This window comes from Kribbella sp. NPDC050459 (assembly GCF_040655315.1).
GTDB lineage: Bacteria > Actinomycetota > Actinomycetes > Propionibacteriales > Kribbellaceae > Kribbella.
Genome location: NZ_JBFAJQ010000018.1, coordinates 42,843 through 60,488, shown reverse-complemented (window position 1 = coordinate 60,488; position 17,646 = coordinate 42,843). Strand labels below are relative to the sequence as shown.

General features: G+C 70.1%; 23 protein-coding genes and 1 tRNA gene. 14 read left to right on the top strand and 10 right to left on the bottom strand.

What is annotated here, in order from left to right; all coding sequences use genetic code 11:
• The first annotated feature begins 5 nt into the window (after positions 1–5).
• A tRNA-Ser gene (locus AB0I12_RS38435) sits at positions 6–96 on the top strand.
• 105 nt (positions 97–201) lie between these two features.
• A complete protein-coding gene (locus AB0I12_RS38430) occupies positions 202–1,713 on the top strand; it encodes a potassium/proton antiporter (RefSeq protein ID WP_359940001.1) in 1,512 nt (503 codons plus the stop codon).
• Here AB0I12_RS38430 and AB0I12_RS38425 read toward each other — a convergent pair.
• Positions 1,710–2,165, bottom strand: coding sequence for a MarR family transcriptional regulator (locus AB0I12_RS38425; RefSeq protein ID WP_359939998.1), 456 nt, complete (start codon positions 2,163–2,165; stop codon positions 1,710–1,712). The two genes, AB0I12_RS38430 and AB0I12_RS38425, sit on opposite strands and share 4 nt — an antisense overlap.
• Positions 2,166–2,226: 61 nt before the next feature.
• Between AB0I12_RS38425 and AB0I12_RS38420 the strand changes: the two genes are divergently transcribed.
• Positions 2,227–2,526, top strand: a complete 300-nt coding sequence (locus AB0I12_RS38420) for a hypothetical protein (RefSeq protein ID WP_355692956.1) — start codon at positions 2,227–2,229, stop codon at positions 2,524–2,526.
• Positions 2,527–2,541: 15 nt separating this feature from the next.
• Here AB0I12_RS38420 and AB0I12_RS38415 read toward each other — a convergent pair whose 3' ends face one another.
• Positions 2,542–3,105, bottom strand: coding sequence for a LytR C-terminal domain-containing protein (locus tag AB0I12_RS38415; protein WP_359939995.1), 564 nt, complete (start codon positions 3,103–3,105; stop codon positions 2,542–2,544).
• A 31-nt stretch (positions 3,106–3,136) separates the two neighbouring features.
• On the bottom strand, positions 3,137–3,430 hold the full coding sequence (locus AB0I12_RS38410) for a type II toxin-antitoxin system VapB family antitoxin (RefSeq protein ID WP_130386840.1): 294 nt from the start codon (positions 3,428–3,430) through the stop codon (positions 3,137–3,139).
• Between the two features lie 158 nt (positions 3,431–3,588).
• Between AB0I12_RS38410 and AB0I12_RS38405 the strand changes: the two genes are divergently transcribed.
• From AB0I12_RS38405 to AB0I12_RS38385, 5 genes are all read left to right on the top strand, one after another.
• Positions 3,589–4,293 (top strand): L,D-transpeptidase family protein, encoded by a 705-nt coding sequence (locus AB0I12_RS38405; RefSeq protein WP_359939992.1) that lies wholly within the window; start codon positions 3,589–3,591, stop codon positions 4,291–4,293.
• Between the two features lie 69 nt (positions 4,294–4,362).
• Positions 4,363–5,910 (top strand): helicase HerA-like domain-containing protein, encoded by a 1,548-nt coding sequence (locus tag AB0I12_RS38400; RefSeq protein WP_359939989.1) that lies wholly within the window; start codon positions 4,363–4,365, stop codon positions 5,908–5,910.
• 181 nt (positions 5,911–6,091) lie between these two features.
• The gene (locus tag AB0I12_RS38395; RefSeq protein WP_359939986.1) at positions 6,092–7,408 is read left to right on the top strand and encodes a GGDEF domain-containing protein; all 1,317 of its coding nucleotides are present in this window, start codon (positions 6,092–6,094) and stop codon (positions 7,406–7,408) included.
• A 21-nt stretch (positions 7,409–7,429) separates the two neighbouring features.
• Positions 7,430–7,954, top strand: a complete 525-nt coding sequence (locus AB0I12_RS38390; RefSeq protein WP_355692947.1) for a SigE family RNA polymerase sigma factor — start codon at positions 7,430–7,432, stop codon at positions 7,952–7,954.
• Complete coding sequence (locus tag AB0I12_RS38385; protein WP_359939983.1) at positions 7,951–8,379, top strand: hypothetical protein; 429 nt, start codon at positions 7,951–7,953, stop codon at positions 8,377–8,379. Before AB0I12_RS38390 ends, AB0I12_RS38385 begins: the two co-directional genes overlap by 4 nt.
• Before the next feature lie 56 nt (positions 8,380–8,435).
• On the opposite strand, the gene AB0I12_RS38380 is transcribed toward AB0I12_RS38385, so the two are convergent.
• The gene (locus AB0I12_RS38380; protein WP_359939980.1) at positions 8,436–9,002 is read right to left on the bottom strand and encodes a hypothetical protein; all 567 of its coding nucleotides are present in this window, start codon (positions 9,000–9,002) and stop codon (positions 8,436–8,438) included.
• A 74-nt stretch (positions 9,003–9,076) separates the two neighbouring features.
• Positions 9,077–10,276 carry a hypothetical protein gene (locus AB0I12_RS38375; RefSeq protein ID WP_359939977.1) on the bottom strand — a complete coding sequence of 400 codons (1,200 nt, stop codon included), beginning with the start codon at positions 10,274–10,276 and terminating at the stop codon, positions 9,077–9,079.
• Positions 10,277–10,431: 155 nt separating this feature from the next.
• Between AB0I12_RS38375 and AB0I12_RS38370 the strand changes: the two genes are divergently transcribed.
• Positions 10,432–10,947, top strand: a complete 516-nt coding sequence (locus AB0I12_RS38370) for a SigE family RNA polymerase sigma factor (RefSeq protein WP_355475199.1) — start codon at positions 10,432–10,434, stop codon at positions 10,945–10,947.
• The gene (locus AB0I12_RS38365) at positions 10,947–11,972 is read left to right on the top strand and encodes a hypothetical protein (protein ID WP_359939974.1); all 1,026 of its coding nucleotides are present in this window, start codon (positions 10,947–10,949) and stop codon (positions 11,970–11,972) included. The genes AB0I12_RS38370 and AB0I12_RS38365 overlap by 1 nt, the downstream gene beginning before the upstream one ends.
• A 32-nt stretch (positions 11,973–12,004) precedes the next feature.
• Here the strand turns inward: AB0I12_RS38365 and AB0I12_RS38360 are convergent, their stop codons facing one another.
• The gene (locus tag AB0I12_RS38360) at positions 12,005–12,508 is read right to left on the bottom strand and encodes a DinB family protein (protein ID WP_359939971.1); all 504 of its coding nucleotides are present in this window, start codon (positions 12,506–12,508) and stop codon (positions 12,005–12,007) included.
• Positions 12,505–13,299, bottom strand: a complete 795-nt coding sequence (locus tag AB0I12_RS38355) for a helix-turn-helix transcriptional regulator (protein ID WP_359939968.1) — start codon at positions 13,297–13,299, stop codon at positions 12,505–12,507. Before AB0I12_RS38355 ends, AB0I12_RS38360 begins: the two co-directional genes overlap by 4 nt.
• Before the next feature lie 113 nt (positions 13,300–13,412).
• Here AB0I12_RS38355 and AB0I12_RS38350 point away from each other — a divergent pair, with 113 nt between their 5' ends.
• Both AB0I12_RS38350 and AB0I12_RS38345 read left to right on the top strand, forming a co-directional pair.
• The gene (locus AB0I12_RS38350; RefSeq protein WP_359939965.1) at positions 13,413–13,775 is read left to right on the top strand and encodes a nuclear transport factor 2 family protein; all 363 of its coding nucleotides are present in this window, start codon (positions 13,413–13,415) and stop codon (positions 13,773–13,775) included.
• 156 nt (positions 13,776–13,931) lie between these two features.
• Positions 13,932–14,669 carry a phytanoyl-CoA dioxygenase family protein gene (locus AB0I12_RS38345; RefSeq protein WP_359939962.1) on the top strand — a complete coding sequence of 246 codons (738 nt, stop codon included), beginning with the start codon at positions 13,932–13,934 and terminating at the stop codon, positions 14,667–14,669.
• Here the strand turns inward: AB0I12_RS38345 and AB0I12_RS38340 are convergent.
• Positions 14,650–15,507 carry an aminoglycoside phosphotransferase family protein gene (locus AB0I12_RS38340; RefSeq protein WP_359939959.1) on the bottom strand — a complete coding sequence of 286 codons (858 nt, stop codon included), beginning with the start codon at positions 15,505–15,507 and terminating at the stop codon, positions 14,650–14,652. The two genes, AB0I12_RS38345 and AB0I12_RS38340, sit on opposite strands and share 20 nt — an antisense overlap.
• Positions 15,508–15,584: 77 nt before the next feature.
• Here AB0I12_RS38340 and AB0I12_RS38335 point away from each other — a divergent pair, with 77 nt between their 5' ends.
• A complete protein-coding gene (locus AB0I12_RS38335; protein ID WP_359939956.1) occupies positions 15,585–15,755 on the top strand; it encodes a hypothetical protein in 171 nt (56 codons plus the stop codon).
• A gap of 413 nt (positions 15,756–16,168) precedes the next feature.
• A complete protein-coding gene (locus AB0I12_RS38330) occupies positions 16,169–16,921 on the top strand; it encodes a hypothetical protein (protein WP_359939953.1) in 753 nt (250 codons plus the stop codon).
• Between the two features lie 156 nt (positions 16,922–17,077).
• Here the strand turns inward: AB0I12_RS38330 and AB0I12_RS38325 are convergent, their stop codons facing one another.
• Both AB0I12_RS38325 and AB0I12_RS38320 read right to left on the bottom strand, forming a co-directional pair.
• Positions 17,078–17,401 (bottom strand): hypothetical protein, encoded by a 324-nt coding sequence (locus AB0I12_RS38325; protein WP_359939950.1) that lies wholly within the window; start codon positions 17,399–17,401, stop codon positions 17,078–17,080.
• Positions 17,398–17,580, bottom strand: a complete 183-nt coding sequence (locus tag AB0I12_RS38320) for a hypothetical protein (RefSeq protein ID WP_359939947.1) — start codon at positions 17,578–17,580, stop codon at positions 17,398–17,400. Before AB0I12_RS38320 ends, AB0I12_RS38325 begins: the two co-directional genes overlap by 4 nt.
• Between the last annotated feature and the right edge of the window lie 66 nt (positions 17,581–17,646).

Below are 17,646 nucleotides of genomic sequence, written 5' to 3'. Positions count from 1 at the left end.
TCGGCGGTGGCGTGTCCGAGCGGCCGAAGGAGCGCGCCTCGAAAGCGCGTGACGGGCAACCCCCGTCCGAGGGTTCAAATCCCTCCGCCACCGCCAACCGCCCCTCGGGGCGGCAGATAGCCGGAGACCCTGATGCTGTGTGATGCGTCAGGGTTTTCGTCTCTCTGGACCTGACTCGGGACGCTCGGCGAGAGGGCCCCTATGGATGTTGCGGAGCTCGACGGCATTCTGCTGGCGGGTGCGGCGGTTCTGCTGGTCGCCGTGGTCGCGGTGCGGCTGTCCGCGCGGATCGGGCTCCCGTCGCTGCTCATCTACCTCGGGATGGGCCTGCTGCTCGGCGAGTCGGGGCCGGGGCACATCCACTTCGAGGATGCGCAGCTGGCGCACGCGCTGGGGTTCGCGGCGCTGGTGGTGATCCTCACCGAGGGCGGCCTGACCACCCGGTGGAACGAGGTCCGCCCGGTGATGCCGCTCGGGCTGGTGCTCGCCACGGTCGGTGTCGCGGTCAGTGTCGGCGTCGTCGCCTGCGTCGCGCATTTCGTGCTCGGGCTGAGCTGGCAGCTGTCCGTCCTGCTCGGCGCAGTGACTTCCCCGACGGACGCGGCGGCCGTCTTCGCGGTGCTCAGACGGGTGCCGATCCAACCGCGGCTGCGGGGTGCGCTGGAGGCCGAATCCGGTCTGAACGACGCCCCGACCGTGTTGCTCGTCACACTCGTCAGCACCGGCGAGATCGGCGACAAGGGCCTGCTGTGGTTCAGCGGCCTGGTCGTGTACGAGCTCGTCGTGGGCGCCCTGTTCGGCCTGTTGATCGGCTGGCTGAGCGTCGGCCTGATCCGGCGGATGGCGCTCGGCTCGGCCGGCCTGTATCCGCTCGCGGTGCTCTCCGTGGCCTTCATCTCGTACGCCGGGGGCGCCGTCCTCCTGCACGTGTCCGGATTCGCCGCCGTCTATGTGACCTCGCTGGTGCTGGGCCGGGCCGAGTTGCCGCACCGGATGGCGACCCGGTCGTTCGTCGACGGGATCGCGTGGCTGGCGCAGATCGGGCTGTTCGTGATGCTCGGGCTGCTGGCGTCGCCGGGGGACTTCGAGCTGAACGACGTCCTCGTCGCGCTCGTGATCGGGGTCGCGGTGACCGTCGTCGGGCGGTTCGCGTCGGTGGCGATCTCGGCGGCGCCGTTCCGGCTGCCGTGGCGGGAGCGGACGTTCATCTCGTGGGCGGGTCTGCGCGGCGCGGTGCCGATCGTGCTCGCGACCATCCCGCTCGCCGAGGGAGTGCCGCAGGCCGGCCGGATCTTCGACGTGGTGTTCGTGCTGGTGCTGCTGTTCACGCTGCTGCAGGGGCCGTCGCTGCCGTGGCTGGCGAAGCGGCTCAACGTGCTCGACGAGAACGCGGCGCACGAGGTGGACATCGACGTAGCGCCGCTGGAGTCGCTCGGCGCGGACATGCTCCAGGTGTTCGTCCCGAGCGAGTCCCGGCTGGCCGGCGTCGAGATCGGCGAGCTCCGGCTACCGCCCGGCGTCTCGGTCTCGTTGGTGATCCGCGGCGAGCAAGCTTTCGTTCCGGACCGCCGTACCGTGCTCCGGGCCGGCGACAACCTGCTCGTGGTCGCGCCCAGCCCGGTCCGCGAGCAGACCGTCCGCCGCCTCCGTGCCGTCTCCCGCGCCGGCCGCCTGGCGGGTTGGTTCGGCGAACGCGGCCGCGAGCAAGCCTAGCTGCGCGTCGCCGCGACGATGACCTTGGTCAGGCGGGCGTGCAGGTCCATGAGCTCGTCGATGTCCATGCCGAGGCGCTCGACGATGGCCGGTGGTACTTCGAGGGCCTGCTCGCGCAGCGCCCGGCCCTTGTCGGTGAGGGCCACAGCGAGGGAGCGTTCATCGGCGCGAGATCGGTCGCGGCGCAGCAGGCCGGCCGCTTCGAGACGCTTGAGCAGCGGGGACAACGTCGCGGGCTCGAGCTGCAGCATCCGGGAGAGGTCCTTGACCGAGACCGGCTCGTGTTCCCAGAGCGCCAGCATCACCAGGTATTGCGGGTGGGTCAGGCCCATCGGCTCGAGGACCGGGCGGTAGAGCGCGATGACCGTCCGCGCGGCGACCGCGAGCCCAAAGCAGACCTGATGCTCCAGCGCGAGAGGGTTGTCCGGCGGCGTGATCTTCGTCCCTACCATGCGATTAGTGTAGCAACATTATGTACACTAACTATTAGTGCGAAAAGTCAGTGAGGGAGCGATGACGCAGGTGATACGACGCCGGACCCCGCGGCCGATGAACATCGAGACCGTGCAGCGCTGGGTGGTCTCGGCCATCCTTTTCCATGTCGGCAGCGTCCCGGCCGTCACCCTGGCCGTCTACAGCATCGGCGTCGCCGGCGACGACTTCGGCAAGGGCGTCGGCCTGTGGCTGATGTCGGGCGTGATCGGCGTACTCACCGCGGTCGGCATCCTCGCCATTCACCGGCGCAGGCTGGTCTCGGCCTGGCTGCTGCCGGGCATCCTCCCGACCGCGGTCACCGGGTTCTTCATCTTCTGACCGCGGCCGGACGCCTCAGTTCGGGTTCTGGCCGGAGGGGATGGGCTGCGGGCTGGGGACCACCGGGAGGCAGACCGTGGAGCCCGGGGCGACCGCCACCGACGGGATGCCCTTGAGCTTCACCGCACCGAAGCCGGCGCCGATCACCAGGTCGACGGTGTGGTCGGTGCGGCCGTCGGCGATCAGCTGCGCCTTCTGGTTGAGCTGACCGGCGACGAGCAGCATCTCCGGCGCGTCCTCGGTGGCGCCGCGCAGCGCCACCACCTCGATCTTGTCGCCCTTGGGCTCGTTGGCGACCCGGTCGATGTTGAAGCCGCGCTGCTTCAGCACTTCCGCGACCCGGCCGGCCGAGCCCGCACGGGCGCCGCCGTTGTACACGTTCAGCACCACCTGCTTCGGGACCAGGCGGTTGTTCGTCAGTTTCTGCTCGGTACAGGTCGGCTCGGCGCTGCTGTTCATCAGCGAGTTCCAGCCCCACCAGCCGCCGCCGGCGAGGATCCCGAGCAAGATCACCATCGTGATCGGCGTACGCCACCGGAGCCGCGAGTGCGGTCTCGGTTGCGGATGAATCGCTGTCACTTGCTCCTCCCCCCGTGAGCGGCAGCCATGGTCAGTCCACTACCAGTACCCGTGCATGCAGGACTTGACGCTGCTGCAGTGCGGCCCGCAGCGCGCGGTGCAGCCCGTCCTCGAGGTACATGTCGCCCTTCCACTCCACCACGTGGGCGAACAGGTCGCCGTAGAAGGTCGAATCCTCGTCGAGCAGTGCGTTCAGGTCCAAGGTGCCCTTGGTGGTGACAAGCTCGTCCAGCCGCACCTGCCGTGGCGGCAGCGAGGACCAGTCCTTCGGCCGCAGGCCGTGGTCCGGGTACGGCTTGTCGTCCCCGACACGCTTGAAGATCACCCCCCGAAGTCTAGCCGGATCACAGGTCGTCCGAGAGGTCACAAATGTCACCGGAACAGTCCGGTACATCGACTCAACCTTTCCGGGCCGCCCGGCGTCCTACAGGAACAGGGAGCGGTGGGGCGGATCCGCGCCTACGACCAGGGGGAGTGAACGGTATGCGAATTCTTCCGAAACTCGGCCTCGCGACCGCGGCGATCACACTCATCGGGCTCGGTACGTCGGTACCGGCCGAGGCCGTCACGGTGTCCCAGGTGAAGGCCGCCCAGGCTCGCCTGAACACGCTCGGCTGCACGTCCGGCCCGGTCGACGGCAAGGCCGGCGCGATGACCCAGGCGGCGACGGTGCGGTTCCAGTCCGCCAACGTGCTGAGCCAGACCGGTTCGCTGAACAGTCCGACGTATGCGCGCCTGATGGCCTCGACCGCGAAGCGCTGCGACGTCCGCGCGGTGCCTCGCCGCTCCGGGACCGGGCGCCGGATCGTCGTCAGCCAGACGCAGAACTGGGTGTGGCTGATCGATGCCCGGGGCAAGGTCGTGCGGCAGGGCGGGATCATCGACAACCCGACGTACCTCAAGGCCGGTACGTATACGAGCGGCTCGAAATGCGGCCGGCCGGCCCGGGTACTGCGCAACACCGACGGCGGGCGGCTGTACCTGAACCACTTCGTCCGGTTCGCGCCGTGCGGCGTCGGGTTCCACCAGATCCCGACCTACAAGTCGAACGGGCAGCAGATCCACGCCGACTGGCTGCTCGGCACGAACTACCGCGCCTCGCACGGCTGCATCCGGGTGTCGGCCTCGATGTCGGTCGCGATCTGGTCGTTCGCGGCCGGCGCGACGCGTGTGGTCGTGATGCGCTGACCTCGGAGGACTAGCATGCCGACCGGGTAGTACAGCCAGAGTCGAGGCAACCGGGGAAAGGCGCGCCAGATGGCCGAGAAAGCCGACGTCGTGGAGACCGTCAAGCAGGGGTACGCGTTCGAGGGGGCGGCGCTCGAGCTGGGTGCTTTGCTGGTCGACGGCGAGCCGAATCCGGAGGCGGCGGTCCGGATCCCGCTGGGGATGATGAACCGGCACGGCCTGGTCGCGGGCGCCACCGGTACCGGTAAGACCAAGACCCTGCAGCTGATGGCCGAGCAGCTGTCGGCGGCCGGTGTCGCGGTGTTCGCCGCCGACATCAAGGGCGACCTGTCCGGCATCTCGCAGCCCGGTGAGAGCAGTGACAAGCTGCTGGCCCGGACCAAGACGATCGGCCAGGAGTGGACGGCGACCGGCTTCCCGACCGAGTTCTACGCGCTCGGCGGCCAGGGCACCGGGATCCCGATCCGCGCGACGATCACCTCGTTCGGCCCGGTGCTGCTGTCCAAGGTGCTCGGGCTGAACGACGTCCAGGAGTCGTCGCTCGGGCTGATCTTCCACTACGCCGACAAGGCCGGGCTGACCCTGCTCGACCTGAAGGACCTGCGCTCGGTCATCCAGCACCTCACCTCCGACGAGGGCAAGGACGACCTGAAGGAGCTGGGCGGCCTGTCCGCGGCGACCGCGGGTGTGATCCTGCGGGCGCTGATCGGATTCGCCGATCAGGGTGCCGAGGCGTTCTTCGGCGAGCCGGAGTTCGACACCGCCGACCTGCTGCAGCAGCGCGACGGCAAGGGTGTCGTGTCGCTGCTGGAGCTGCCGAACCTGCAGGACCGGCCGGCGCTGTTCTCGACGTTCCTGATGTGGCTGCTCGCCGACCTGTTCCACGATCTGCCCGAGGTCGGCGACGTGGAAAAGCCCAAGCTGGTGTTCTTCTTCGACGAGGCGCACTTGTTGTTCAACGACGCGTCCAAGGCGTTCCTGGACGCGATTGCGCAGACCGTCCGGCTGATCCGGTCGAAGGGCGTCGGCGTGTTCTTCGTGACCCAGACGCCGAAGGACGTACCGGACGCGGTGCTCGCCCAGCTCGGTTCGCGCGTGCAGCATCAGTTGCGCGCGCACACGCCGAACGACGCGAAGGCCCTGAAGGCGACGGTGTCGACGTTCCCGAGCTCGTCGTACGACCTGGGCGAGGTGCTGACCCAGCTCGGGATCGGCGAGGCGATCGTGACCGTGATGAACGAGAAGGGCGCACCGACCCCGGTCGCGTGGACCCGGCTGCGGGCGCCGCAGTCGCTGATGGCGCCGGCGTCCGCGGAGCAGCTGACCGCGGCGGTGCAGGCCTCGGCGAACAACGCGAAGTACTCGCAGATGCTCGACCGCGAGTCGGCGTACGAGATCCTGGCCGCGAAGGTGCAGGCCGGTGCGGCGCAGGCCGAGGCCGAGAAACAGCAGCAGGAGCAGGCCAAGCAGCAGGAGGAGCCGCGGCCGCGGGCCCAGAAGCAGGAGAAGTCGATGGTCGAGCAGGTCATCGGGTCCTCGGCCTTCAAGCAGTTCGCCCGGTCGGCCGGCCGGGAGATCGTCCGGGGCCTGTTCGGCTCCGCCCGCAGGCGTCGCTGACGGTCCGGGTTTTCCTTGTCAGGACAGGGGAAACCCGGCCTGATCGTTGATCAAACGACTGACTCAGCAAGGATTGCCGATCGTTTCCAAGTCGTCATCCACAGCCGCGCCGTCACCGATTGGGCCGTGACGCCTACACGCCGTACCGTGTGAAGTGATGGTTGCACAGAGTAGGCGGGCGATGCGTACCTGGGCGCTCTGGACCCTGACGGTCCCGGCGTTCGCCGTCGTGGTGCTCGTCGACCTGGCCGCGATCGGGTACGGCGTGCGCGCGTTCACCGAGGTGCCGAGCTGGCGTGGTCTCGACGTCGTGTTCGCGCTGACCGTCTCGGCGCTGATCTCGGTCGAAGGCGCTCGCCGGGTGGAGAGTCGCCGGCGGCGCGGTGGCGCGTTGCACAAGGACCTCTCCCCGGCGTGGATGATCGCCGCGTCGGTGATCCTGCACCCGGCGCTGGCGATCCTGGTCGCGGTGCTGCTGCGGATCTGGTGGCGGATCCGGGCCGGCAAGTGCATCCCGTACCGATGGGCCTTCTCGACCGCCGTGCACGTCCTCGCGGTCGGCGCCGCGCACGCGGTCTTCGTCTCGGCCCGGGGGCTGACCGGCGACAGCGGCCTCGGCCTGGTCGTCGCGATGACCGGCGGCGCTTTCGCGTACGTCGTGACCGACACCTTGCTGTGCGGGCTCGCGATCTCGCTGATCATCCCGGGCAGCAACCGGCAAGAGACGGTCGGCGGCCTGGACGACCTGTGCACCGACGCGACCGCCGCCACCTTCGGCTGCCTGCTCGCGGCGGCCTGCCTGATCAGCCCGTGGTTCGCGTTCGTCGCGATCCCGGTCACGCTGACCGCGCAACGCGCCCTGCTCCTCGGCCAGTTGGAGACCGAGGCCCAGACCGACCCGAAGACCAGCCTGACCCGGGTCGACTGGTGGCGGCGCCGGACCGAGCACATGCTGCGCACCTCGCGGAACCAGCACGAGCCGATGGCGGTGCTGCTGATCGACATCGACCACTTCAAACAGGTCAACGACCGGCACGGCCACCTGGTCGGCGACGAGGCGCTGCGCGCGGTCGCGACGATCCTGCGCAGCGCGATCCGGGCCAAGGACGTGATCGGCCGGTTCGGCGGCGAGGAGTTCGTGATCGCGCTCCCCGACACCGGGCTCGACGAGGCGACGGTGACCGCCGACCGGCTCCGCAACGCGGTCGCCAACAGCCCGCTGGCCGCGATGTGCGCCGGCGTCCTGGACGACCCGGACCTGGACCCGGACACCTTCCACCTGACCGTCAGCATCGGCGTCGCGGTGTACCCGGCCGACGGGACGACCGTCGACGACCTGCTGCTGCGCGCCGACCGCGCGATGTACGCCGCGAAGGCCGCCGGGCGCAACCGGGTCCGGCTGGCCGCGGACATCGTCCCGCTGCCCCGGCTGACCGCGACCGCACAATTCGTGGACCAGACAGAACCTTTGGCTCCTGCCCAGCGTCCTGTGAGGTGAGGACGGCAGGACGGAGCACAGATGACGGCCACGGGGAGTCGTGACGACGACTTCACGGCATTCGTGCTGGCCAGATCCGCGCGCCTGGTGCACTTCGCGCGGGTGCTCTGCGGTGATGCCGGCCTCGCCGAGGACCTGGTGCAGACCGCGCTGGAGAAGGCGTACCTGCGCTGGGACCGGATCGAGATGGCCGACCCGTTCGCGTACGTCCGGCAGGCGGTCGTCAACCAGCACCTGTCGTGGGTACGGCGACGGCCGTGGCGCGAGCGGCCGAGCGGTGACACGACCGAGCTCGAGCTGCTCCTCGAGGCGGACGCCGATCCGAGCGGCGGCGTCCATCGGCGGGTCGCGGTGGGGGCCGCGCTCGCCACGCTGAGCCGGCGCGAGCGGGCGGTCGTCGTACTGCGATACCTCGAGGACCTGACCGAACGGGAGACGGCCGCGGTTCTCGGGGTGGCGATCGGGACGGTGAAGAGCGCGAACGCGCGAGCCCTGGACAAGCTGCGGGCCGCGCCCGAGCTGAGCGGTGTGGGGGAGCGGGCATGAACGACGAACAACTCCGGGCAGCCTTGGCGCCCGACGACACGATCGCTCCGCTCGATCCGGCGCGGGTGATCGCCGGCGCGCGACGCCGACGGGTCCGGGGCCGGGTCGCCGCTGCCGCCGCTTCGGCCGCGGTCGCCGGGGTGGTCGCCGTGACGGTGGTCGCCGGGCTGCCGCGGGCCGACGTACCGCAGCCGGCGGGCCCCGGTCCGGCCGTGCCGGTGCAGCCGAGTATTCGGACGCCGGTTCGTACGCCTTCGGTGCGACCGACGCCACCGCCCAGCGCGACGCCGACATTTCCGGCTCGGCGGACGGTGCGGCCGACGAGCGTGCCGACGTCGAGTACGCCGCCGGGGCCGCGCGGTGACCGTACGATGCCGCTGCGGCAGGCTACGCCGTCGACTCCGCCGACGCGGACGCCGGACTGAACCGGGCAGAACCTTTTCGTTGCCCGGGTGCGTCCTTCAGCCCGACCGAACATCACTTAGGTGCGGAGGGCAACAATGAACGAGGCAGGCCGGAAGCGGCGGACGACCCGGGTGTTGGTGGGCGCGATCGCGTCCGCGGCCGTCGTCGGGATCGCGGTCGCCGGAACGGCGATGGCGCGCAGCGGTGGCTCGAACGCGGACACCGCGGCCCAAGGCGGTCCCGCGGCGACGCCGACCCGGTCGGCGTCGCAGGAACCGGCGTCCCGCGCGACCCCCAGCGCGATCGCCACCCCGACCCGCGCACCGTCCGCGCGCCCCACTCTCCCACCGACCGCGATGCCGACCTGCCGACCGGTTCCCACCCCCTCGCTGCCACCGTCAGCGACCCCGACCCGCGGCCCGGTCACCACCCCGACACGCGGCCCCGTCGCTACCCCGACGCGCCGCGCGATCGCCACACCGACGCCTCCGCCGAGTGCGACGCCGACCCGTCGTCCGGTCCCTACGCCGAGCCTTCCGCCGACGGTGTCGCCCACTCGTGCGGTTCCGTCGCCGAGTTGCGCGCCGACCTCGGCCCAACTGCCGACGGCCTTCCCGGCCGGCAAGTAGCGGACCTCCAGCACTCATCAACTGCACGGCCGCACGCTCGCTGAGCGTGCGGCCCTGACGTTTATGTCAGTTGGTGAGTGGTGGAGGTTCAGCAGGCGCCGAAAGCGCCGGCCGAGACCCACGCCTTCGCCACGTACATGCCGGCGTTGACCCGAAGCCACACGTTGCTCGTGCCCTGCGAGCCGGTGACGCTCTCACCGGTCGTCTGGCACTCGACGGTGACCTGCGCCGACTTGCCCGCCATCCCGACGACCGCGCCGGAGGAGTTCGGGGCGTTGCGCACGTTCAGGTAGCCGGACGAGATCGACACGGTGCCGCGGCCACCGTCGCCGGTCCACAGATAGGTGACGTCGACCCACGAGTTGTCGGCGAGCTTGAGTGCGTCCCAGAACACGCCGTCCGCGAGGTCGATCCCCGCCGGGTTGGCGACGGTCCGGCCGAACTGGTCCTTCCCGCCGTTGTAGCCGTTCTGGTACGCCGCCTGCGCCTCGGGCTTGCCCTGCGGCAGGTCCTTCCACATCTCTCGGGTCGCGCTCGGGTTCCAGTAGTCGTCCTTGGTGTTCCACGGGCCGACGTCCCACACCGGCTCGAAGGCGCAGCGGGTCGCGGTGCAGACCTTCACCGAGTACGTGCCGGATCCGGCGCTGGACAGCCCGCGTCGTGACGGCAGGGCGACGAAGTGGTCCCGGCTCACGATCACGTGACCGTTGGCCGTCGTACCGCCGACCAGGCCTTCGCGGGTGGCGAAGACGTGCGACTTGAGCGGTGCCGCCTGGATCGTCATCCGCGGCGCCGCGGTCGTGTCGGTGGGTTGCACGGTCACGTCGCCGACCCACGGCGCGGCGCCGGTCGAGGGAGCGCTGACGATGATGCGGACCTGGACCTGGTCGCTCGCCGCCGGCAGCACGGTCGGCGTACCGGCCTTGGCGGCGGTCCACTCCGACCACCTGTTGCCGGCCCACGACCGTACGTCGACCTCGGCCGACGAACCGTCCGGCGTACCGGAGGTGTAGCCGATGACCACGGCGGACGTGGGGGCGCCGAACCGGACCGGGGCGAGCTCGGCCAGGCCGGAGCGTTGCCTGATCTCGGTCGAGCCGATCGCGGCCGGGGCGTCGCCGAGGATGATCCGGCTGCCCTCGACCTTCACGTTGCTGGATCCGGCCAGCGGCTGGGCCGCGATCGCGACCGGATCCGGGGTGGCGGCGGTGCTGGGCAAGGTCGCGGTAAAGATCGCGGCGGTCAGCGCCAGACAGGCGGTGAGCGCGGTGGAGCGGGTGATACGCATGGGCGGAACCTCCGGGGCGGTGAAGGCTTGTGCACCCAATGTGACTCACAAACACCTCTTCTGCATAGCCCGTGAATAAATTTCTCGTGACGGAACAGAACCTGTTCGATCACCCAGCGGGTCTGGATCGTTGTGACAGAGGCTGAGGAGAATCGATGACCCGGACCGCGGACGCCGACTTCGAGCGCTTCGTCGTGGCGCAGTCGACACCCTTGCTCCGCTTCGCGGAGATGTTGTGCGGCGATCGGCACACCGCCGAGGACCTGGTGCAGCAAGCGTTGATGCGGTCCTACCCGAAGTGGCACAAGCTGACCGGCGACCCGTTGCGGTACGTCCGGCGCGTGCTGGTCAACCGATTCCTCTCCCAGGCCCGCCGGCACTGGAACAACGAAGTACCCAGTGATCCGGTGCAGAACGATTGGGACCAGCGAGCGGTGGCGGACTTCGCCGGGGCGGTTCAGACCAGAGAGGCCGTGCTCTCGGCCCTCGACGGTCTGACCGTCCGGGAGAGAGCCGTGGTCGCGCTGCGTTACTCGCAGGATCTCTCCGAGGCCGAGACCGCCGAGCTGCTCGGCATGGCGGCCGGGACCGTGAAAAGCACGGCCTCCCGGGCCCTGGCCAAGTTGCGTCTGGCACCCGACCTGATCGACAGCGGAGTTGGAGGAAACTGATGAGTGACGAGCAGCGGGTACACGACGCGCTCACGTACGAGATGGAGCCGTGGCAGCCGGACACCGCCGACCTGATGCGGCGCGGCAAGCGGCTGGCCTGGGTACGCCGGGGGCTGGCCGCCGCCGGTGTGACCGCACTGGCCGGGACCGTCGCGACGGTGTCCGCCGCGGTCGGTGGCCCGGCGCCGGTCAAGAACCTGCTGGCCGGGGGCGGCAAGCCGCCGGTGCCGGCGGTGGTTCCGACCGAGACCCCGAAGGTGCCGTCGGTGGACCCGACCTGCCTGCCGCAGAAGCCGCAGCTGCCGCAGGTCGTGGTCTCGGTGAACAAGACCATCGACCCGAACAACCCGCAGAAGCCGACGCTGCCGGCCAAGCCGAGCCTGCCGACTGCGAAGCCGACGCTGCCCGTGAAGCCGAGCCTTCCGGGCAAGCCGAGCCTGCCGAGTACGACGCCGAGCTTGCCGACGGGTAAGCCGAGCATCCCGACCACGAAGCCGAGCTGGCCGACGGCGAAGCCGTCGCTCCCGACCGCCAAGCCGACCCTGCCGACCGCCAAGCCGTCACTTCCGACGACGAAGCCGAGCCTGCCGTCGAAGCCGACCCTGCCGACGCTGCCGACCGTGCCGACGGCCAAGCCGACGCTGCCGGGCAAGCCCACCCTGCCGACGGCCAAGCCGAGCCTGCCGACCGCGGTTCCGTCCGCCAAGCCGGTCCCGAAGCCGACGCTGCCGGACTGCGTCGACGGCGTACCGACCGAGAAGCCGACGGCGCCGAAGCCGACGCTGCCGAACGTGCCGGGCAAGCCGACCGGCAAGCCGACCGCTCCGTCCCTGCCGACGGTCACGGTCTCCGGCGGCGTGAAGGTGACGGTCGACCCGGGCACGCAGCAGACCGCCCAGCCGACGCTGCCGAACAAGCCCTCGGTACCGACCACGATGCCGACGTTCCCGACGACGAAGCCCAGCATCCCCACGCCGAGCTTCCCGACGACGTTCCCCACCGGTCACCCCTCCTCAAACCGGTAGGGACCAGCCACCGGCGAGTGGGTCACGCAGCCCTACTCGCCGGTGGCGCCATCGCTCAGCTCGCGGGCCACGTCCAGGTGGCCCGCGTGCCGGGCGTACTCCTGCAGTACGTGGAAGAGGATCCAGTTCAGCGTCGGCCGGTCGTCGGTCCCGAAACGGCCGCCGGCCGACGCGACCGTCGCCGGATCGACGCCGGCCACCACGCTCCGGGTGAACTCGCCGCCCGCGTGCAGCTCGGCCAGCAGTCCTGGGAGCGTGTCGCCGGGCCCGAGTGTCCACGGGCCGTCCGGATCGTCCGCGGAGTCACCCCACGGGTGGTCGACCGGCTCGGCGACGAATCCCCAGCGCAGCCAGCGCCGCTCCATGAAGATCAGGTGTTTCAGCAGCTCGAGCGGCGTCCATCCCGACGGCAGGCGACTGCTGTGCAGGTCGGAATCGCTCATCCCGGTCAGCTTCGTCTCGATGATGCCGCGATAGCGGTCGAGGTACTGCAGGTGCAGCTCGATCGTGTCGGCGACGTCGCGGGCAGGCTTCATGACAGCGTCCTCAGATAGTCGGCCGTCTTCGGGTCCGCGGGGTAGAACGACTCGATCATCAGCTCCGACACCGTGACGTCGAGCGGCGTGCCGAACGTCGCGATGGTGGTGAGCAGCGACAGCTCGTGCCCGTTGTGCGTGAGCTGGAACGGTACGACGACCTCGGCCGGCGCGGGCGGCGCCGGCTTGTCGTGGACGGCGTACCCGCGCAGCTCGTCGTACAGGTCCTGGAGCTCGGGGTCCGCGGTGCCGGCCGCCTGGCGTTGCAGGCTCGCCAGTGCGGCCGCGCGGACCTCGGCGAGGTTGGCGATCCGCCGCGCCAGGCCGTCCGGGTGCAGGGTCAGCCGGAGCGCGTTGATCGGTGCCTGGAGCAACTTCTCGTCGACGTCCGCGGTGAAGATCGCGATCCCGGCGTTCGCCTCGACGATGTTCCACCAGCGGTCGACGACCAGTGCCGGGTACGGCGCGTGGGCCTCGAGCAGGCGGCGCAGCGTCGTCCGGATCGCGAGCATCGACGGCGAGTGCAGCGACGCCTCGCTGTACACGGGCGCGAACCCGCCGGCCAGCAGCAGTTGGTTGCGGTCCCGCAGCGGCACGTCGAGTTGCTCGGCCAGCCGCAGCACCATCTCGCGACTCGGTCGCGACCGCCCGGTCTCGACGAAGCTCACATGCCGCGTGGACACCTCGACCCGGTTCGCGAGCTCGAGCTGGCTGAGCCGCCGGCGCTCCCGCCAGCCGCGCAGCAGCTCGCCCACCGGGCGCTGGAACGTCTCCTCGATCGTGGCTGCCATACCCCGACCGTAGCGGTTCGCGTAGACAGCTCCATTACCTGCGACGTCATCGACGGTACGCCGGGCGCGGCGGCAAAGTTCTGGTCATCACCACGAACCGAGGAGGAAACACCATGAACGCAACCGCTCTCGCCGACCAGTACTTCGCGATGTGGAACGCGGCCGACGCCGACCGCCGGGCCGAGCTGATCGCGGCCAGCTGGACCGCGGACGCGACCTTCCAGGACCCGAGCTTCGAGACCACCGGCCCCGACGAGCTGAACAAGCTGGTCGGCGCCGCGCAGCAGATGTTCCCGGGGCTGTCGTTCGTCCGGACCGGCGGCATCGACGAGCACCACGGTTACCTGCGCTGGACCTGGCATCTGCAGGCCGACGGGCAGGAGCCGGTCGCGGGCGGCACCGACATCGTCGTGCTCGACGCCGACGGGAAGATCCAGAAGCTGATCGGCTTCCACGACTTCGCCCCGGAGCACTGACCTTTCGGGCACATCCGACTCTCGGCCGGCACACGGCGTACTTCAACTCCGCCTGCACACGAGACCGGATCGCGGCGTACCTGCTGGAGGGCAAGCTGCCGGTGGGTGACTGTTAATTGGGTGGAAGGCCCGCGGCGGTCGGCGCAGCATGGACGGATGCTCACCGCTGAGGAGCACGACGTTTTCGAGCGCGACGGGATCGTGAAGATCCCGTCCGCCTTCACTTCCGACGAGGCCGCCGCCATGCGGGACGTGCTGTGGAGCGAGTTGTCCGCGCGGCACGGGATGGATCGTGACGACCGTGCCACCTGGACGCCGTTGCGGCCGACCGGCCTGAAGACCACCAAGTCCAGCCGCGCGGCCCTCGCGGTGCTCGGTCCAAGGGTGCGCTCGGCGCTCGACGGGCTGCTCGGCGAGTGGATCCAGCCGAAGCACGCCGGCCAGGTGCTGGTCACCATGCCGGAAGGCGTTCCGTGGTCGGTGCCGCATCGGCAGTGGCACACCGACGTCGGGTTCGAGACGCCGACGGAGGCAGTCAAGATCTGGGCCCTGCTCGGGGATCTGGAGCCGGGCGGCGGCGGGACTCCGCAGGTCGCGGGCTCGCACCGGATCATCGAGCGGTTCCTGACCACGACGGACGAGCGCGAGTTCAAGGCGGTCCGCGACCAGGTGCTGCGCTCCGATCCGTGGCTGCGCAACCTGACCTCCGAGCAGCGCACGGTCGACCCCCTCGAGCCCACCGAGATCGAAGGGCTGCCGGCCCGCGTCGTCGAGCTCACCGGTCAGGCCGGCGACGTGTACCTGACCCATCCGTGGATCCTGCACTCGATCGCGCCGAACGCCGGCGACGTTCCGCGGATGATGCGCAGCCGCTTCATCTGGAAAGCGCAGTGACCAGCCGCGCGCAGCGAACCGGGTCCTCGGTGAGACCGGCGTGCAGTCCCCACAGCCAATAGTCGACGGTCCGCCAGAACACCCAGTCGCGGGCGCGATCCCGGTGCAGTCCCGCCTCACGAACAGCGATGTCGAAGTACGGGACGATCTCGGTCATCCTGTCCAGGTCCCACCACAGCACGCGGCCGAGGTCGAACTCGATGTCGCCGCGGTAGAGCACGGGGTCCACGGTCAGCCACGCCTCCCGGTGTCCCGCGAGGACCTGGCCGGAGTGGAAGTCGCCGTTGACCGCGGCGGTGGACGTGGTCTCGGTCGGGGCGACGTCGAGTGCCTCGCGCAGGATCGCGGCGTCGAACGGGCGCCCGAGCCGCTGCCACTGCGGCTCCAGCTCGGCCGATCGGGTCGTCACGATGTCCGCGGTCGACAGCGCGTCCTCCGGCCCGGGTACGGCGAGTCTGCGCATCAACTGGCCGAGCACGGCGATCACCTCGTCGATCGGCCGCGTCGTCAGCGGTGTCGACAGCCGCTCGAGCAGCATCGCTCCGGCCTCGGCGTCGTCGTCCCACAACTGGACCATGCCGCGGCCGTCCCACCACCTCAGCGCCCAGGCCTGCTGCGTCACCTCGTCACCAGGCGGTGACATCCGCAGTACGAGCTCCCCGCCGTCGCGCACGACCGGTACGACGATCGCGTTCCCGCCGTGGGCGATCGGGCCCGTGACGGCGAGGTTCCAGCGGCGGCACTGCTCGTCGACGGCGCGCGGAAGCGACTCCAGCCAGGCCTGTCCTTCGGTCCACCAGCGTGGCATGTCGAGGAACGTCCGGGGGAGCTCGATCATCCCGGAACCGTAGCGGGGCAACCCGCGGCATGCCCCTCGATTTCCAGATGGCCTCCCCAGCGGCGAGACGGAGGTCCATGATGTGGGCCGATCCGCATCTGCCGCGGACGCTGGCCGACGTACCGGTGAAGACCGGTTTCACGCCGACGCAGGACGGGGCGCGAGCGTGGGCGGACGATCTGCGTGGTCTCGGCGAGAGCTACTTCTTCAGCTTGAACAGGTACCTGTTCGTCGCGTCCGCGCTGTGACGTGCCTGGCGGGTGCGTCCTGGGAGAGACACACCCGCCGGCCGGTCGTTCTCCCGCCCCTCAGTGGGAGAACTCGCGGCTCGGTGAACACCACCCATGCCCGAATGGCACTGACCGAACCGCGGGACCACCTAGAGGTACCCCAGATCGCCGCCCGGCACACACTCCGGCACGCGTATCGGACGGAAAACTTGACGTTCCTCAAACCTTCACCGGTAGTAGCTGACCTGACAGCCGCTTAGGCTGGCGGCGATTTTCGCGCACCCAGGGTCGGTGTGCGGACGGCCAGGGGGAAGGAACGGCGATGCCGGAACTGTTCGACGACGAGTTGACCGACGACGTGCTGGACGAGCTGGAGGCGCTCGGCGCGGCCGAGGACGCGGACGTGATCCTCGGTGCGGTGGGTGAGAAAGGTGCCTGAGGCAAGGATCTCCTGGCGCGGTGTCACGGTGAACCGGCGGACCGTGGCGATGGTCGAGGCCGCGGAGCGGCTGTACGACTCGAAGTTCGCGATCCTGCAGGGCTCGTACAACGCCGGCGGCGTGCAGGCCTCGGCCGGTACCCACGACGGCGGCGGCGCGGTCGACGTCGACGTCCGGACGAAGAGCGCCGCGCAGCGAGTCGCGGTGGTGAAGGCGTTGCGGCAGGTCGGGTTCGCCGCCTGGCTGCGGACGCCGGCGCAGGGCAACTGGCCGTACCACGTGCACGCGATCGCGGTCGGCGACAAGGACCTGTCCCGGGGTGCGGCCGTCCAGGTCGCGGAGTACCACCGCAAGCTCAACGGGCTGGCGAACCGCGGGAAGGACGACGGGCCGCCCGGGTACTACGGGATGACCTGGGAGCTGTACCTGAAGGCGCACCCGCCGAAGGAGCCGGTGCCGGACTCGACGATCTCGCTGGCCGCGATGGAGTACGCGCGGACGCACGACGCGATGACCGGCGTGTGGGGCGCGGACCGGGCCCGGGTGATCGCCTGGGCGGCGCATCCCCGGGTCGGCGCGATCACGAAGGCCGAGACGGTGCCGCCGGCCGGCGTGCCGTGGCACCTGCATTTCCAGCGGGTGATCCGCAAGGTGCAGCTGCATTTCAAGCTCGACGTCACCGGGATCTTCAACTCCGCCGTGGCCGGCGTGATGAAGCGGTACGGGTACACGATCGTCGCCTGAACCACCCCCGGCATCGGCAAGGCCCCACCGGTAGCAGCCGGTGGGGCCTTGGTGGTCCACTACCGCCCGGGCATCCCCGGTGCAGCTGTGGAGGTGGAGAGCGGAACCGACGCCGATGCAGGGGTCAAGACGTCAGCTCCGCTTGCCTGTGTGGAGTTATCTCGAGTCGGCCGCCCAGACCTGCGCCTGGTGGAACTCGAGGTGTTGCCGCATCGCCGCCGGAGTGCCGCCGGGGCTGCCGAACCCGAGGTGGTTCATGGTCGGTACGACGACGGCGTGCACCTCGGACCGCTTCACCTCGTCGAGCAGTGCGTGGAACGCCGCCGACTCGGCCGCATCGCGCTCGGTGTAGACGGTGCCGAGGGTGAACCCCTCGGCGCTGGCGAAGGCGACCAGGGAATCGGTCGCGGCGGCCAGCTCCTCCGCGCAGCTCAGCGCGTCGGCCCGTACGTACCCGAGCAGCGTCGGCCGGGTGGTCATCGCTCGGCGTCCACCAGCACCGGCTCGCTCGTCACCCGGAGGGACGCGAAGCGCCGGCGCATGGCTTCCTCGTACTGCGCTGCCTGCTCCGCCGTGGCGGTGTGGTCCGCGATCGGGTTCGCGCCGAACCAAACCCGCACCCGACGGTGCGTTGCGGGGGTCTCGAGCGTCTCGGTCATCGCGGTTCCTTCGGCAGTCTCGGTCTCACCCCGGACGGCTTTGTCCGGCGTTGAGATAAAGAAACC

Coding starts and splice junctions, on each gene's coding strand:
- AB0I12_RS38430 (WP_359940001.1), top strand. CDS start 202: ATGGATGTTGCGGAGCTCGACGGCATTCTGCTGGCGGGTGCGGCGGTT.
- AB0I12_RS38425 (WP_359939998.1), bottom strand. CDS start 2,165: ATGGTAGGGACGAAGATCACGCCGCCGGACAACCCTCTCGCGCTGGAG.
- AB0I12_RS38420 (WP_355692956.1), top strand. CDS start 2,227: ATGACGCAGGTGATACGACGCCGGACCCCGCGGCCGATGAACATCGAG.
- AB0I12_RS38405 (WP_359939992.1), top strand. CDS start 3,589: ATGCGAATTCTTCCGAAACTCGGCCTCGCGACCGCGGCGATCACACTC.
- AB0I12_RS38400 (WP_359939989.1), top strand. CDS start 4,363: ATGGCCGAGAAAGCCGACGTCGTGGAGACCGTCAAGCAGGGGTACGCG.
- AB0I12_RS38395 (WP_359939986.1), top strand. CDS start 6,092: ATGCGTACCTGGGCGCTCTGGACCCTGACGGTCCCGGCGTTCGCCGTC.
- AB0I12_RS38390 (WP_355692947.1), top strand. CDS start 7,430: ATGACGGCCACGGGGAGTCGTGACGACGACTTCACGGCATTCGTGCTG.
- AB0I12_RS38385 (WP_359939983.1), top strand. CDS start 7,951: ATGAACGACGAACAACTCCGGGCAGCCTTGGCGCCCGACGACACGATC.
- AB0I12_RS38375 (WP_359939977.1), bottom strand. CDS start 10,276: ATGCGTATCACCCGCTCCACCGCGCTCACCGCCTGTCTGGCGCTGACC.
- AB0I12_RS38370 (WP_355475199.1), top strand. CDS start 10,432: ATGACCCGGACCGCGGACGCCGACTTCGAGCGCTTCGTCGTGGCGCAG.
- AB0I12_RS38365 (WP_359939974.1), top strand. CDS start 10,947: ATGAGTGACGAGCAGCGGGTACACGACGCGCTCACGTACGAGATGGAG.
- AB0I12_RS38360 (WP_359939971.1), bottom strand. CDS start 12,508: ATGAAGCCTGCCCGCGACGTCGCCGACACGATCGAGCTGCACCTGCAG.
- AB0I12_RS38355 (WP_359939968.1), bottom strand. CDS start 13,299: ATGGCAGCCACGATCGAGGAGACGTTCCAGCGCCCGGTGGGCGAGCTG.
- AB0I12_RS38350 (WP_359939965.1), top strand. CDS start 13,413: ATGAACGCAACCGCTCTCGCCGACCAGTACTTCGCGATGTGGAACGCG.
- AB0I12_RS38345 (WP_359939962.1), top strand. CDS start 13,932: ATGCTCACCGCTGAGGAGCACGACGTTTTCGAGCGCGACGGGATCGTG.
- AB0I12_RS38340 (WP_359939959.1), bottom strand. CDS start 15,507: ATGATCGAGCTCCCCCGGACGTTCCTCGACATGCCACGCTGGTGGACC.
- AB0I12_RS38335 (WP_359939956.1), top strand. CDS start 15,585: ATGATGTGGGCCGATCCGCATCTGCCGCGGACGCTGGCCGACGTACCG.
- AB0I12_RS38325 (WP_359939950.1), bottom strand. CDS start 17,401: ATGACCACCCGGCCGACGCTGCTCGGGTACGTACGGGCCGACGCGCTG.
- AB0I12_RS38320 (WP_359939947.1), bottom strand. CDS start 17,580: ATGACCGAGACGCTCGAGACCCCCGCAACGCACCGTCGGGTGCGGGTT.